Here is a 12,442-nt window from a genome sequence, read left to right as displayed (position 1 = left end):
CCGCAGATGGTTCCCGGGTGGTCTTCAAGCGGCGTCGCCGGGGCCCGGTGCCAGTACATCTTCATCAGGCATCAATGACGCCTGCGGCTCGTCATCGAAGCGCTCCGGCGTGGCCCGCGCGAGGGCCAGCCAGCCGGCATGGGGCACGCGGCAGGCCCGCCTGGGCGCCGGGCGCAGCACCTCCAGCGCACCGAAACGAAGCAGGCCTTCTGCACCGGCCACCGGGTGGGCGCGCATCACGCCGTACACCTCGGGCACGTCGTGCTCATCGCCGATGCCGGCCGCCAGCACGTACCAGCACTGGCTGGCCAGGGCGCGGTAGGCCTCGCCCTTGGCAGGCTTCTTCAAGTCACCGAGCAGGTCGGCGCGGCGCACCTTGATCTCGTGCACCACCGGCTCGACATGCGCCTCCAGCGTGCTCGGCCGGATCGAAAAGACATCCGGCATCGCCATCGCCCAGCGGGTGACCGCCGCCGTGCTGCCGTCCGGGCCAGCCACCTCGGCGGCCACCGGAGCACGCAGCGACAAGCCCCGCCACACCAGCCGGCCAGCGCGGTGCATTTCCAGCGACACCCGCGCCACCAGCGCTTCATGCGCATCGCGGGCGCTGCGGTGGCCCTGCACCGTGCGCGCCAGCTCATGCAGGCCGGCGTCGGTCAGGCGCAGGCTCTCGCGGCCGGCGGCGTCTAGGTGGCGGCTCAGCAGCCCGGCCACCAGCAGCTCCAGGTCCAGCGCGTCGTGGCTGGGCCAGCCGGCCGAGCGCCACAGCGCCCTCAGCCGGCGGCGGTGGGCGGTGGTCAGCGTGACGACGCCGGCCGCAGCCGCGCCGTCAGTCGACGATCTGGACACCCTTCCAGAAGGCCACGCGGCCCTTGAGCTCGGGGTATTCCTCGGCCGGCTCCGGATAGAACCAGACCGCATCGGCGTTGAACTCGCCATTCACGAACAGGCTCAGGTAGTGGGCCTGGCCACGCTCGGAGCTGCTGCGGTGGTTGGAGAACGAGGTGTGCGTGCGCTGCAGCGCGGCTTCGGGGAAATATTGGTCGCCACCAACCACGACGATGTCGTCGCTGTCGGCCAGCACGGCGCCGTTCCAGATCGCTTTCATGGGAGGAACCGCCCGCAAGCGGCAGAGCAGGAAAAGCGCCAGTGTGCCAGCCCGGCGCGCCTCGGCATACTCGCGCCATGCCTGACTTCTCCACCGTCCAGCTCCACACGCCCCGCCTGCACCTGCGCCCGCTGGTGGAGGCCGACGTGCCCGCCCTGTTTGCGCTCTACAGCCACGCCGATGTGACCCGCTACTGGAGCCACGGCCCGTGGACCGACGACGCCCCGGCCCACGCCATGGTGGCGCGCGACCGCAGCAGCCTGGCCAGCGGTGAATCATTGCGACTGGGCCTGGCGCTGCACACCGCCCCCGAGGCCTTGATCGGCACCTGCTCGCTGTTCAACCTGATGCCGCAATGCCGCCGCGGCGAAATCGGCTACGCCCTGCACCCGGCGCACGGCGGACAAGGCCTGATGCACGAAGCGGCGACAGCCTTGCTGAACTGGGCAATTCCGGCGCTGAACCTGCACCGGCTGGAAGCCGACATCGACCCGCGCAACACCGCGTCTGCACGCAGCCTCGAGCGACTGGGGTTCGAGCGGGAAGGCGTGCTGCGCGAGCGCTGGATCGTCGGTGACGAAGTGTCTGATTCAGCGCTGTACGGCTTGCTGGTCAGGGCCTGGGCGCACGCGCCAGCGGGTTGAACGCGGGGCCGGCTTCCTGGTTTTCACAGGGGGCCAGAGCCTGCACCATCGCATCGAGCAAGGCGCGGGTCTTGGCCGGCATCAGCCGCCGCTCCGGGAACACCGCCCAGCAATCCACGCCGGGCAGCTGCCAGTCGGGCAGCACCCGCACCAGGCGGCCGTCGCGCACGGCGCGGTGCGCAAAAAACTCACCCGCCGCCGCCACGCCCTGCCCGGCCTCGGCCAATTGCAGCAGCAGCGCCGGTGAGTTGGCCTGCGTGGCGCGTGCGGGCAGGCCTTCCCAGCGCGCCGTCACCTGGCCGTCAATGCTGTGCTGCTGCAAGGCCCAGGGCAGCGGCCGCCCCACCCCGCCGGGCGCAATCACCAGTGCGCGCCAGCCACGCTCGGGGTCCAGCAGCTCGTCCGGGTGCTGCGGCGCGTCGAGTGCGGCCAGGCAGCCCGGCGACGCATACAGGCCGGTCTGGAACGTGGCCAGCCGGCGGGCCGACAAATGCGCCTCGTCACGCAGCGAGCCCATGCGGACCACCAGATCAAAGCTCTCAGCCACCAGGTCGACCCGACGGGGTGAGAGGTCAAGTGCCAGCGTCACGCGCGGGTGATCACGCACGAAGGCGGCCAGGGCATCGGCCAGCACCAGCTGCGCGATGTCGCCGGGCATCGATACCCGCAGCACCCCACTCGGCTCGGCCTGCCGGTGCTGGGCCAGGGCCAGCACGCTGTCGGTTTCGGCCACCACCTGGCGGGCATGTTCCAGCACGCCCAGGCCGAAGTCGGTGAGCGTCAGCCGGCGGGTGGTGCGCTGCATCAGCCGCTCGCCCAGCCGCGCCTCCAGCGCTGTCAAACGGCGCGACACGGTGGATTTGGGCAGCCCGAGGCGGTCCGCGGCCACGGTGAAGCTGCCGGCGTCGGCCACATGGGCAAAGAGGGCGAGGTCGTTGGGGTCCATGGCGCAATTGTTCCACCAATGGAACATTCACACCCAAAGCAACGGGTTTATCAATCATCCAGCCACCAATAAAGTTCACCCCATGCCAGCCCGAATCACGGAGTGGCACCAACCTTCGGAGCCCACCATGAACATCCTGCAAATCAACACCAGTGCCCGCGCCTTTGAAAACGGCCAGGGCTCGCATTCCACCCGCCTCGCCAACGAGCTGAGCGCCGCGCTGCTGGCCCGCCATGCCGGCGCCACCCACACGGTGCGTGACCTGGCTCGCCAGCCGCACCCGGTGCTGGACGAAGCCACCCTCGGCGCGCTGTTCACCCCTGCCGAGCAGCGCAGCGCCGAACAGGCCGCCCGCGTGGCGCTGGACGACGCGCTGATCGCCCAGGTGCAGGCCGCCGACGTGCTGGTGCTGGGCTCGCCCATGTACAACCTGGGCATCACCGCGCAGCTGAAGAACTGGATCGACGCGATCTCGCGGGCCCGGGTCACCTTCGAATACACCGCCACCGGCCCGCGCGGCCTGCTGACCGGCAAGACCGTGTACGTGGTGCTCAGCCGCGGCGGCATCTGGCGTGACCAGCCGGCCGACACCCAGGTGCCCTACCTGCGTGGCATCCTCGCCTTCCTGGGCATGACCGACGTGCACTTCATCTACGCGGAAGGCATGGCCATGGGCCCCGACGCCGAAGCCGCCGGCCTGGCCAGCGCCCGCGCCCAGATCGATGAGCTGCTGAGCGGCGCTGTTGCCTGAGCGAACGAACCAAGGACACACCATGACCACGACCACAGCTGACACCACCGCCACCACCGTGCTGCACCCCCGCACCGTGGAGCGCGTGGTGACCGGCCAGGCCACCAGCGACGGCGCCGGCGTCAAGCTGACGCGCGTGCTGACGCAAGACCTGCAGCGCCGGCTCGACCCCTACCTGATGCTCGACGCCTTCGGCTCGGACAAGCCCGATGACTACATCGCCGGCTTCCCCGACCACCCGCACCGCGGCTTCGAAACCGTGACCTACATGATCGCGGGCCGCATGCGCCACCGCGACTCCGCCGGCAACGAAGGCCTGCTGAGCAACGGCGGCGTGCAATGGATGACCGCCGGCCGCGGCCTCATCCACAGCGAGCTGCCCGAGCAGGAAGAAGGCGTGATGGAGGGCTTCCAGCTCTGGCTGAACCTGCCCGCCAAGGACAAGCTCTGCGACCCGGGTTATGTCGACATCCAGACGGAGACCATTCCCGAAGTTCGCAGCGGCGACAGCGTGGTGCGCGTGATCGCCGGCCACCACGCCGGTGTGGCCGGCGCCATGCAGCGCCCGGTCACCGAGCCGCTGTACCTGGACGTGCACCTGCCCGCAGGCGCCAGCTTCAGCCACCCGCTGGCCGAGCACCACAACGCGTTCGTGCAGGTCTACCGCGGCGGTGTGCAGATCGGCACGCAGGCGGTGCCCACGCAGCGCATGGCCATACTGGCCAACACGTCCGGCAGCGACGGCGTGACGCTGCAGGCCGGCCCAGAGGGCGCGCGTTTCCTGCTGATCGCCGGCCAGCCGCTGAAGGAGCCGATCGTGCAGTACGGCCCGTTCGTGATGAACAACCGCGAACAGATCTACCAGGCTGTCGAAGACTTCCAGGCCGGCAAGATGGCCTGAGGCCACACAACAAAAAAGGGGCTGCGAATGCAGCCCCTTTGTCATGGTTGAAACCTGTCAGTGCTCAGTGCTGACCGGAATCAACGGTCCTTCTTGACCTTGGCCGTGGCCACACCGGCCGACGTGTCATAGACGAACACGGTGTAGATGCTGTTGGACAGGTAGGCCTGCTCGGTCACGCTGAACACCGGCGTGGTCGAGGAGAGCGAGTTCACTTCCAGGCTGCTGCTGGAGGTGCCCGTGCGGCTGACGAAGCTCGACGACGTGCCCCAGGTCAGGTCGGTCACCAGGTCTTCCAGGTCCAGCGTCAAGGTCAGCGCGTCGCTGGCCAGCGAGGGCGCGGCATGCACCAGACGCATCTTGAACTTGGTGCTCACCGTGGGCAGGCGGTTGTCGTCGCTCAGCACCTTCACGGTCGCATCAGCAGCGCTGTTGCCCGTCACCAGCAGCGTGGTGTCAGAGCCAGCCTTGATGGTCTGGGTGGTGCTGGTCAGCGCGGTGCCGTCGACACTGGTGGTCAGCGTCACGGTGCCGGCGTCGATCAGGGCGTAGTCCTTGATCGCGGGCGAAGCGGCGGCGGTGGCCAGCGTGGTGCTGCCCGCCTTCACGGTGACCTTGCCACCGCTGGCCATGCCGGCTACGACGCGGGCGCGGGCCTTGGTATTGAGCTGCTGCGTCAGCGCGCCGCCCTGCTTCAGCATCAGGCTGTTGACCAGCACGCCGCCGCTGCCCGGGGTCAGCACGAAGGTGTAGACGCCCGTGCTGGAGACCACCGCCTCGGCGATATCCAGACGCAGATCGCTGGTGTCGCCGTAGCCGGTGATGCGCAGGCGGTAGGTACCGGCCTTGACCGTGGCGAAAGACGAACGCGAGCCGCCGCTGACATTGCTCAGCACCGGGGTCGAGGAGTCGAGCGATTCATCGGTACCCGTCAGGTAGATGTCGAGCGCGCCGGCATCAACCGCCGTGTTCAGCACGCTGACGCTGCTCTCGCCGCTGTCAGCATCGTCCTGGTTCTCGGTGATGACGACGGACTTGATCGCGCCTTCCCAGCCGTAGGTGACCAGGGTGTAGGCGTCATCGGTGCCCAGCGACAGGCTCTTGGTCAGCAGCGCGGTGGTTGAGCCGGCGTTGGTGAACTCTGCGGTCACATCGCCCGAGGTGACACCCACGTAGTCGCTCAGCGTGCCGAAGCCGATGGCGCCGATTTCCTTCTCGTCTTCCACATACAGGTCGACCGAGCTGTAACCCGCGCTGGCGTTCAGCAGACGGACGGTGGCCTCCTTCTCGCTGCTGCCGCCGCAGCCAGCCAGAAGCACCAGGGGCACTGCGGCCACGAGGCCGAGCAAGGAACGTTTTTTCATGCGACGAGGGTCCTGTCTTCGCGGCCGACTGGCCGGGTTAACCGATTTTGAGCGGCGCCAGTTTGCTGGCATGTTGCCCAGTGATGCCCGCTGGTGAAGCGCACACAAGCCTTCATCCACCGGATAACACCCCCGAACAGCCGGGTGATGGTGGCGCATTTCACGCCTTCCATCTCAACAAACCCCCTCAGTATGTCGATAACTCCCTACGAAGTATTACCGGCCCCCATTCCATGTCCACCCCGCTGCTTTCCCATACCCAGTTGCAAGTCCGGCTGTCGACCAAGGCCGACAAGCTGCTGATGCTGATCCTGGCGGGGTCGACCTTGATGGCGCTGGCCATCGGCAGCTATTACGGCAGCCTCGGTGTCGCCTTGGCGGTGGGCCTGCCGCTGCTCGGCGTGGGCGTGGCCGCCGGCCTGCTGGCCCCGGGCAGCCTGACCGCACGCCTCGTGCTGGCGGCCAGCCTGATGGGCATGGTGGCCTTGCACATCCAGCTGGCGCGCGGCCTGCTGGAGGTGCACTTCGGCGTGTTCGTCACCCTGGCCTTCCTGCTGCTGTACCGGGACTGGCGGCCCCTGCTGGTCGCCGCCGGCGTGATTGCCGTTCACCACGTGGTGGCAGACCGGCTGCAAGCCAGCGGCGTCGGGGTGTATTGCCTGACCGAGCCTGATTTCGCCCGCGTGCTGATCCACGCCGGCTACGTCGTGGCACAGACCACCTTCGAGGTGTGGATGGCCATCCTGATGCGCCGCGACGCCGCGCAGGGGGAAGAGATGAACCAGCTGCTCAGCCAGGTGCGCAGCACCGATGGCCAGATCAGCCTGGATGTGGCCGCGGTGGACACCAGCACCCAGGGCGCCGGCACCATGAAGCAGACGCTGATGGAGCTTGACTCTGTCATGGGCTCGGTGCGCGGCAGCATCGACAACATCCAGAACGCCTCGTCCGAAATCGCCGCCGGCAGCGTGGACCTGAGCCAGCGCACCGAACAGGCCGCCAGCCACCTGCAGCAAACCGCGTCGTCGATGGTCCAGCTGACCAGCACCGTGCGCCAGACAGCCGACTCCGCCCGCACCGCGAACCAGCTGGCCGCATCGGCCGCAGCCGTGGCCCAGCGTGGCGGCGCCGTGGTGTCTGAGGTCGTGCAGACGATGAGCGACATCAACACCGCGTCGAAGAAGATCTCCGACATCATCAGCGTGATCGACGGCATCGCCTTCCAGACCAACATCCTGGCGCTGAATGCCGCCGTGGAAGCCGCCCGCGCCGGTGAGCAGGGCCGCGGCTTCGCGGTGGTGGCCGGCGAGGTGCGCTCGCTCGCCCAGCGCTCGGCCGGTGCCGCCCGCGAAATCAAGACCCTGATCGGCGCCAGCGTCGAGCGGGTGGAAAACGGCACGCGCCTGGTGCAGGACGCCGGCAGCACGATGAACGACATCGTGGCCTCGGTGCAGCGCGTCAGCGACATGATTGGCGAGATCACCGCCGCGGCCAGCGCCCAAAGCGACGGCCTGGTGCAGGTGAATGAAGCCGTGGGCCAGCTCGATGCGGTGACGCAGCAGAACGCCGCGCTGGTGGAGCAAAGCGCCGCTGCGGCAGAAAGCCTGAAGTACCAGGCCGTGACCCTGGCCGGGGCGATGTCGCGCGTCAGCCAGCGCACACCGGGCTGAGGCCCCTCCCGCCCGGCACCAGACCGCGGCACAAGCACGCAACGCCACAACAGGGCGCCAGACGCGAAGGAAGTCACGCCAACATGGCACAAGCGGCCCTGCCGAGGGCTTCAGATTTCCGGAGGCGCGTGCCATAGTGACGCCGACGGCAGCCTGCTTTCAGGGTTGCCAAAGGGCCGCCCATGTTGTCTTTCAACTCCATGTCGGCGCTGCCTGCCGACCGTGAGTCGTCAGCCAACCAGCGCACCGCCATCGAGCGCATCGCCACGATGCGCCGCATCAACTCCGCCACCGACGACGCCGCCGGCTCGGCCATTGCCGATCGCCTGGCAGCCGCCCTGCGCAGCAGCACCGTGGCCGTGCAGGCCATGGAAGACGGCCAGTCGCTGGCAGAAACCGCCGACGGCGCACTCAGCCAGACGACCGAGCACCTGCAGCGCATGCGCGAGCTGGCCCAGCAGGCCGGCAATGGCACCTACACCGACCGCGACCGCGAGGCCCTGAACCGCGAGTACCGGCAGATGGCCGCCGAGGTGGAACGCACCTTGGCCAGCACCCGGTTCAATGGCCAGGCCGTGCTGGCCGGTGATGCCGGCAGCACGCCCTTGCCCGCCGGCCCCGGCCCCACCGACACCATCACCGTGGACACCCAGAACCTACAGCAGAACGCGCAGGTGATGGCGGCCACCGCCGGCAGCTTGAGCGGTCCGCAGGCCGGCCCCAGCCACGCCGCGCAGATGACCAAGAGCCTCGACGACGCCCTCAAGACGGTGTCGGAGCTGCGGGCCACGCTGGGCGCAGCGCAGTCGCGGCTGTCCTCGGCCGCCAGCAGCCTGCAGCAGCAGGTGGCGGCCAGCAGCAGCAGCTATGAGCGGCTCACCGGCTCGAACATGGCGGCGGAAGTCAGCCGCATGCACAGCGCCCAGACGGCCCAGTACGCCGCCGTCAGCATGCTGGCGCAAAGCACCCAGAACCGCCGCAACCTGCTGATGCTGGTGGCCTGACGCCCGGCCGCGCCGCGCGGTTAGCATGCGGGCATGGCCCGCACCTTCGGCAGCAACATTCCGCCTGACCAGCGCCGCCGCGTTGCCTGGTACGCCCCGGGCGTACTCTGGCAAGCCGGTCGTGAGCTGGTGCAGTCCGTCGACTTCCAGCGCAACCTCGACCGCCGCGAGACCTTGTCGCCGGTGCTCACGCCGGTCGATCTGTCTGCCCAGCCGGCCAGCGTCGAGCAGCCCTTCTGGTTCGATTTCATGTCGGACACCGGCGACGGCGGCAATGCCACCTTCACCGTGGCGCAAGCCCTGCTGGCCCGTGAACTGACCGTGCCCGACGACAACGGCCAGATGCGGACCCTGCCCGAGGGCGAGCTGCTGGTGCTGGGCGGTGACCTGGCCTACCCCGGCGCCAGCGCCCAGGAGTACCAGTACCGCTTCATCGAGATGCTGGCCATGGCCCGCGACCCGGCCAGCCGCTTCGTCGACCCCGACCAGCCCGGCCCGCGCAAGACCCTGGTGGCCATTCCGCAGAACCACGACTGGTTCGATTCGGCCTCCACCTTCTGCCGCTACTTCGTCAACTACGACCGCGGCGCGGTGATCGGTGCGCGCACGCCGCAGCGCCAGACCTGGTTCGCCACCCGGCTGCCGCAAGGCTTCTGGATCCTCGGCCTCGACTTCGCCCTGGTGGGCGACATCGACCGGCAACAGCTCGAAGGTTTTGCAAGCCTGCTGGCCACTGACAACCCGGCGGGCATCCAGCCGGGCGACGATGTGCTGGTGGTCTACCCCGAACCCTACTGGACCCGCCCGTTGGGCGACGGTGCCAGCCCCGGCTATCCGCGCCGCTACCAGCGCCTCGAAGCCATGATCGAGGCCCGGGGTGCCCGGCTGCGCGCCCGCATCGCCGGTGATCTGCACCACTACCAGCGCGAAACCCTGGCCCGCGACCCGGCCACCGGCCTGGACACCCACCTGATCACCTGCGGCAGTGGCGGCGCCTTCCTGCACCCCACCCACAGCCCCGACGTGCAGACCACCAAGCAGCTCGACCGCGAGCCCGAACCACAAGCCAGCAGCGCCGACCTCGGCCAGCGCGTGCGGGTGGGCCGGCCGGGCGCGGGCGCCCACACGGCCTCGCCCCACAACCCGCGGTTCGAGCACGCCTGCAGCTTCCCGCCACCGGCCCGCACCCGCGCGCTGGCCTGGCGGGCACTGTGGTCGATGTTCGCGCTGCGCCCCAGCCGGCCGGTGTGGCAGCTGGGCGTCAGCCAGACGCTGCGCGAGGCCTGGGATTCCAACCTCGGCTTTGCGCTGTGTCTGGGCCTGCTCTACGGCTTCAATGCCTACGTGACGGCGGCGAACTTCCACGCCAGCCTGGCCGCCGTGGCCGCGCCCGGCCTGTGGGACGCCGCCCTGCACTGGCTCAAGGCCATCGTCGTCAGCCCGTTTGCCGCCTTCATCAATGCGGCCATGCTGACCGCCTGCGTGCGCGTGGCCTGGGAAGGCCCGGGAACGTGGCCGGGCCGCCTGGCCAGCGGGCTGGCGCTGGGCGCCGTGCACAGCTTCGCCATCTTCCTGCTGTTTCTGGGCGCCGAGCACGCCGTGAATGCGCTGTGGCCGGGGGCCTTGGCGGCCGCTGATCCGCTGGTGTCGATGGGCGCGGCGCTGACCACCTGGTGGCTGGTGGCGCTGGCCGGCATGGGGGTGGGCGGGTTGATCTTCGGCGCCTGGCTGGCCCTGGCCAGCGGGGTGTTCGGCCAGTTGCCCAACAACGCCTTCGGTGCGCTGGCCATTGCCGACCACAAGGGCTTCCTGCGCTGCCGGCTCGGCCCGGACGGCCTGGAGGTGTTCATGCTCGGCATCGACAGCGTGCCGCGCCGCCGCCATGCGGACGAGCCCGTGCCCGCCGGCTGGCGCGTGGTCGACCGCTTCCTGATCACCAAGCGGGCGCGCTGAGCGGCGCCACGGAGGCACCCCACATGTGCGGCAGATACGTGGTGGCCTATGACCCGGCCACCCTCGTGCAGGCCTTCAGCCTGACCCGGGTACAGCCCTTCCCGCAGCGCTGGAACGTGGCGCCCACTTCGGCCGTGCCGGTGGTGCGCAACACGCCCAAGGGCGAACGCGTGGCCGACCTGATGCACTGGGGGCTGATTCCGCACTGGGCCAAAGACCCGTCGATCGGCGCGAAGCTCAACAACGCGCGGCTCGAAGGCATGGCCGGCAAACCCTCGTTCCGCCAGGCCGTGCGGCGCCGTCGCTGCCTCATCCCGGTCAGCGGGTTCTATGAATGGCAGCCGATGACCGGCGCCGATGGCAAGGCCTACAAGCAGCCCTGGTACTTCAGCGCCGCCGATGGCCCGCTGCTGGCGTTTGCCGGCCTGTTCGAGGCCTGGCGCCCGGAGGGCTCCACCAGTGACGAAGACTGGCGGTTGAGCTGCTGCATCATCACCCGCGATGCCAATGAGACGATGGCCCCGGTGCATGACCGAATGCCGGTCATCGTCACGCCTGAGCACCAAGGCGCCTGGCTGGACCGCCAGCTGCAAGACCCCGACGCCCTGGCCGCCCTGCTGCCCCTCACCCCGCCGCAGGCCCTGCAAGCCTGGCCGGTGGGGCGCGCCGTGGGCCGGGCCGGCAACGATGGCGCATCGCTGATCGAGCCCGTGGTGCTCTGAACAGCGCGGCTCGTCCCCTGCTGTTTCCGCTGAAGTTCAATCGGCACTCGGCCGAAGATGAGCCATGTGCAGAACGCTTCCACGGAGCCTTTGATGAGCTACCCGATGACCCCCCGCCTGCCCGTCAAGGCCAGTCAGCCGGCCACGCCCCGCGGCGCCATCTGGCCCGACACCCTGCCGATGCCGGTGGACATGGACCTGCCGAATGCCGAACCCAGCCCCTTCCGCGAAACCCTGCGCGGCCTGCATGTGCGCGAGCTGCTGAGCGAAGACCTGTTCCGCCAGTTTTTCGGCCGCCGCTGAAGCGCTGAGCCGCCGAGGCTCAGTCCCGCCAGTCCTTCACCCACACCGCGCCCACGCTGACCGACCAGTTGTTGCGTGCCTGGGTCAAGGGGCTGTCCACCGCCGGCCCGGTCAGCCGGCCGAACGCCCCCGTGGCACCCAGCCGCCAGGCCGGGCTCACGTTCCAGGTCAGGCCCGTCGACACCCCCACGCCGTGCATGCCAGCCCCCGGCACATAAGCCGTCCGGCTGGTGGCTGCAGCCACCTCCGGGCTGATGCCGTGATAGCTGCGCATGTAGGTCGCATCTGCCAAACCCAGCCCGCCGCCCAGCGTCCAGCGCCAGGCCGGCGTCAGCATCGTGCTCCAGCCCACATCGAGCGCCCCCAGCGTACCGCCCTTGCGGCCCAGCAAGTCGGTGGACAGCGAAGCGCCGGCGCTCCACGAGGGCGTGATGGCGTAACGGGCGCTCACCCGTCCGCGCACAGTCTGGCGCACCTCGGGCAAACCGGCCAGCAGCGGGTCATCACCAGCGCCACGGCCATGATCGATGCGCAAGGCCGCGTTGAGCGACCACGGGCCCCGCGGCGAAAGATCAACGCTGGCCCCCGACAGCTGCCCGCCGCCGCCCGAGGACTCCACCAGCGACGCCCGCGAGCTGCTCAGCCTGAAGCGGCCATATTGCAGGCCCAGCACCGGCCGCAGCTTGGTCTCGCGGTTGGGTGAGCCGAGGTAGGTGGGCCGGGTTTCCAGCACCATGCCGATCTGGGTGCGCAGATAGGGCGCGGACGGGGAGCTGGCCACGGGCTCATCGGCTGACCCGGCAGATGCGGAGCTTTCCGCAGCCGGGGCAGCTGCCTCACCGGCAGGTGGTGACACCTGGGCCCAGGCCAGGCCCGGGCCGGCCAGCAGGGCCACCGGCCACACCCGGCTGAAGGACCGTCGCACACGCATGGAATCAGCAGACATCTGGACCTCACCTTGCCATGTTCAACACCCCGCCGCGATGTGCCCGAGGTCATCGCCGCAGAGGGTGCCACACAAAGATGAAGGCAGGCTGAGCATCTGCCCGGCTTGGGGGTTTTTGCGGCCTCTGGCG

At 69.4% G+C, this 12,442-nt stretch carries 13 protein-coding genes; 8 read left to right on the top strand and 5 right to left on the bottom strand.

All coding sequences use genetic code 11. From position 1 onward, the window contains the following. Nucleotides 1-24: 24 nt before the first annotated feature. Nucleotides 25-849, bottom strand: a complete 825-nt coding sequence (locus tag AACH00_RS10430) for a hypothetical protein (RefSeq protein WP_341399062.1) — start codon at nt 847-849, stop codon at nt 25-27. Further along, the gene (locus tag AACH00_RS10425; RefSeq protein ID WP_341399061.1) at nt 830-1,108 is read right to left on the bottom strand and encodes a DUF427 domain-containing protein; all 279 of its coding nucleotides are present in this window, start codon (nt 1,106-1,108) and stop codon (nt 830-832) included. The genes AACH00_RS10430 and AACH00_RS10425 overlap by 20 nt, the downstream gene beginning before the upstream one ends. A 77-nt stretch (nt 1,109-1,185) precedes the next feature. On the opposite strand from AACH00_RS10425, the gene AACH00_RS10420 reads away from it, so the two are divergent. Next, nucleotides 1,186-1,752, top strand: coding sequence for a GNAT family N-acetyltransferase (locus AACH00_RS10420; protein ID WP_341399060.1), 567 nt, complete (start codon nt 1,186-1,188; stop codon nt 1,750-1,752). Here AACH00_RS10420 and AACH00_RS10415 read toward each other — a convergent pair. Next, nucleotides 1,721-2,698 (bottom strand): LysR family transcriptional regulator, encoded by a 978-nt coding sequence (locus AACH00_RS10415; protein WP_341399059.1) that lies wholly within the window; start codon nt 2,696-2,698, stop codon nt 1,721-1,723. The two genes, AACH00_RS10420 and AACH00_RS10415, sit on opposite strands and share 32 nt — an antisense overlap. Nucleotides 2,699-2,825: 127 nt before the next feature. On the opposite strand from AACH00_RS10415, the gene AACH00_RS10410 reads away from it, so the two are divergent. Beyond that, nucleotides 2,826-3,449 (top strand): FMN-dependent NADH-azoreductase, encoded by a 624-nt coding sequence (locus AACH00_RS10410; protein ID WP_341399058.1) that lies wholly within the window; start codon nt 2,826-2,828, stop codon nt 3,447-3,449. A 22-nt stretch (nt 3,450-3,471) separates the two neighbouring features. Next, the gene (locus AACH00_RS10405) at nt 3,472-4,350 is read left to right on the top strand and encodes a pirin family protein (RefSeq protein WP_341399057.1); all 879 of its coding nucleotides are present in this window, start codon (nt 3,472-3,474) and stop codon (nt 4,348-4,350) included. A gap of 80 nt (nt 4,351-4,430) precedes the next feature. Here the strand turns inward: AACH00_RS10405 and AACH00_RS10400 are convergent, their stop codons facing one another. Continuing rightward, on the bottom strand, nt 4,431-5,714 hold the full coding sequence (locus AACH00_RS10400) for a DUF4397 domain-containing protein (RefSeq protein WP_341399056.1): 1,284 nt from the start codon (nt 5,712-5,714) through the stop codon (nt 4,431-4,433). A 233-nt stretch (nt 5,715-5,947) separates the two neighbouring features. Here AACH00_RS10400 and AACH00_RS10395 point away from each other — a divergent pair, with 233 nt between their 5' ends. The 5 genes from AACH00_RS10395 (at nt 5,948) to AACH00_RS10375 (ending at nt 11,366) form a co-directional block, all read left to right on the top strand. Further along, nucleotides 5,948-7,384 carry a methyl-accepting chemotaxis protein gene (locus AACH00_RS10395; RefSeq protein ID WP_341399055.1) on the top strand — a complete coding sequence of 479 codons (1,437 nt, stop codon included), beginning with the start codon at nt 5,948-5,950 and terminating at the stop codon, nt 7,382-7,384. A 182-nt stretch (nt 7,385-7,566) separates the two neighbouring features. Beyond that, entirely contained in the window at nt 7,567-8,388 is an 822-nt protein-coding gene (locus AACH00_RS10390; RefSeq protein ID WP_341399054.1) for a flagellin N-terminal helical domain-containing protein, read from the top strand. A 33-nt stretch (nt 8,389-8,421) separates the two neighbouring features. Next, a complete protein-coding gene (locus AACH00_RS10385) occupies nt 8,422-10,341 on the top strand; it encodes an inorganic phosphate transporter (protein WP_341399053.1) in 1,920 nt (639 codons plus the stop codon). Between the two features lie 23 nt (nt 10,342-10,364). After that, nucleotides 10,365-11,063, top strand: a complete 699-nt coding sequence (locus AACH00_RS10380) for an SOS response-associated peptidase (protein WP_341399052.1) — start codon at nt 10,365-10,367, stop codon at nt 11,061-11,063. A 93-nt stretch (nt 11,064-11,156) separates the two neighbouring features. After that, nucleotides 11,157-11,366, top strand: a complete 210-nt coding sequence (locus tag AACH00_RS10375; RefSeq protein WP_341399051.1) for a hypothetical protein — start codon at nt 11,157-11,159, stop codon at nt 11,364-11,366. A gap of 19 nt (nt 11,367-11,385) precedes the next feature. On the opposite strand, the gene AACH00_RS10370 is transcribed toward AACH00_RS10375, so the two are convergent. After that, complete coding sequence (locus AACH00_RS10370; RefSeq protein WP_341399050.1) at nt 11,386-12,312, bottom strand: MipA/OmpV family protein; 927 nt, start codon at nt 12,310-12,312, stop codon at nt 11,386-11,388. Nucleotides 12,313-12,442: the final 130 nt, after the last annotated feature.

Origin of the sequence: Ideonella margarita, from assembly GCF_038066635.1 — a bacterium.
GTDB lineage: Bacteria > Pseudomonadota > Gammaproteobacteria > Burkholderiales > Burkholderiaceae_C > Ideonella > Ideonella margarita.
The sequence above is the reverse complement of the archived record's forward strand: the minus strand, read 5'-3'. Positions and strand labels throughout refer to the sequence as shown.

Coding starts and splice junctions, on each gene's coding strand:
- AACH00_RS10425 (WP_341399061.1), bottom strand. CDS start 1,108: ATGAAAGCGATCTGGAACGGCGCCGTGCTGGCCGACAGCGACGACATC.
- AACH00_RS10420 (WP_341399060.1), top strand. CDS start 1,186: ATGCCTGACTTCTCCACCGTCCAGCTCCACACGCCCCGCCTGCACCTG.
- AACH00_RS10415 (WP_341399059.1), bottom strand. CDS start 2,698: ATGGACCCCAACGACCTCGCCCTCTTTGCCCATGTGGCCGACGCCGGC.
- AACH00_RS10410 (WP_341399058.1), top strand. CDS start 2,826: ATGAACATCCTGCAAATCAACACCAGTGCCCGCGCCTTTGAAAACGGC.
- AACH00_RS10405 (WP_341399057.1), top strand. CDS start 3,472: ATGACCACGACCACAGCTGACACCACCGCCACCACCGTGCTGCACCCC.
- AACH00_RS10400 (WP_341399056.1), bottom strand. CDS start 5,714: ATGAAAAAACGTTCCTTGCTCGGCCTCGTGGCCGCAGTGCCCCTGGTG.
- AACH00_RS10395 (WP_341399055.1), top strand. CDS start 5,948: ATGTCCACCCCGCTGCTTTCCCATACCCAGTTGCAAGTCCGGCTGTCG.
- AACH00_RS10390 (WP_341399054.1), top strand. CDS start 7,567: ATGTTGTCTTTCAACTCCATGTCGGCGCTGCCTGCCGACCGTGAGTCG.
- AACH00_RS10385 (WP_341399053.1), top strand. CDS start 8,422: ATGGCCCGCACCTTCGGCAGCAACATTCCGCCTGACCAGCGCCGCCGC.
- AACH00_RS10380 (WP_341399052.1), top strand. CDS start 10,365: ATGTGCGGCAGATACGTGGTGGCCTATGACCCGGCCACCCTCGTGCAG.
- AACH00_RS10375 (WP_341399051.1), top strand. CDS start 11,157: ATGAGCTACCCGATGACCCCCCGCCTGCCCGTCAAGGCCAGTCAGCCG.
- AACH00_RS10370 (WP_341399050.1), bottom strand. CDS start 12,312: ATGTCTGCTGATTCCATGCGTGTGCGACGGTCCTTCAGCCGGGTGTGG.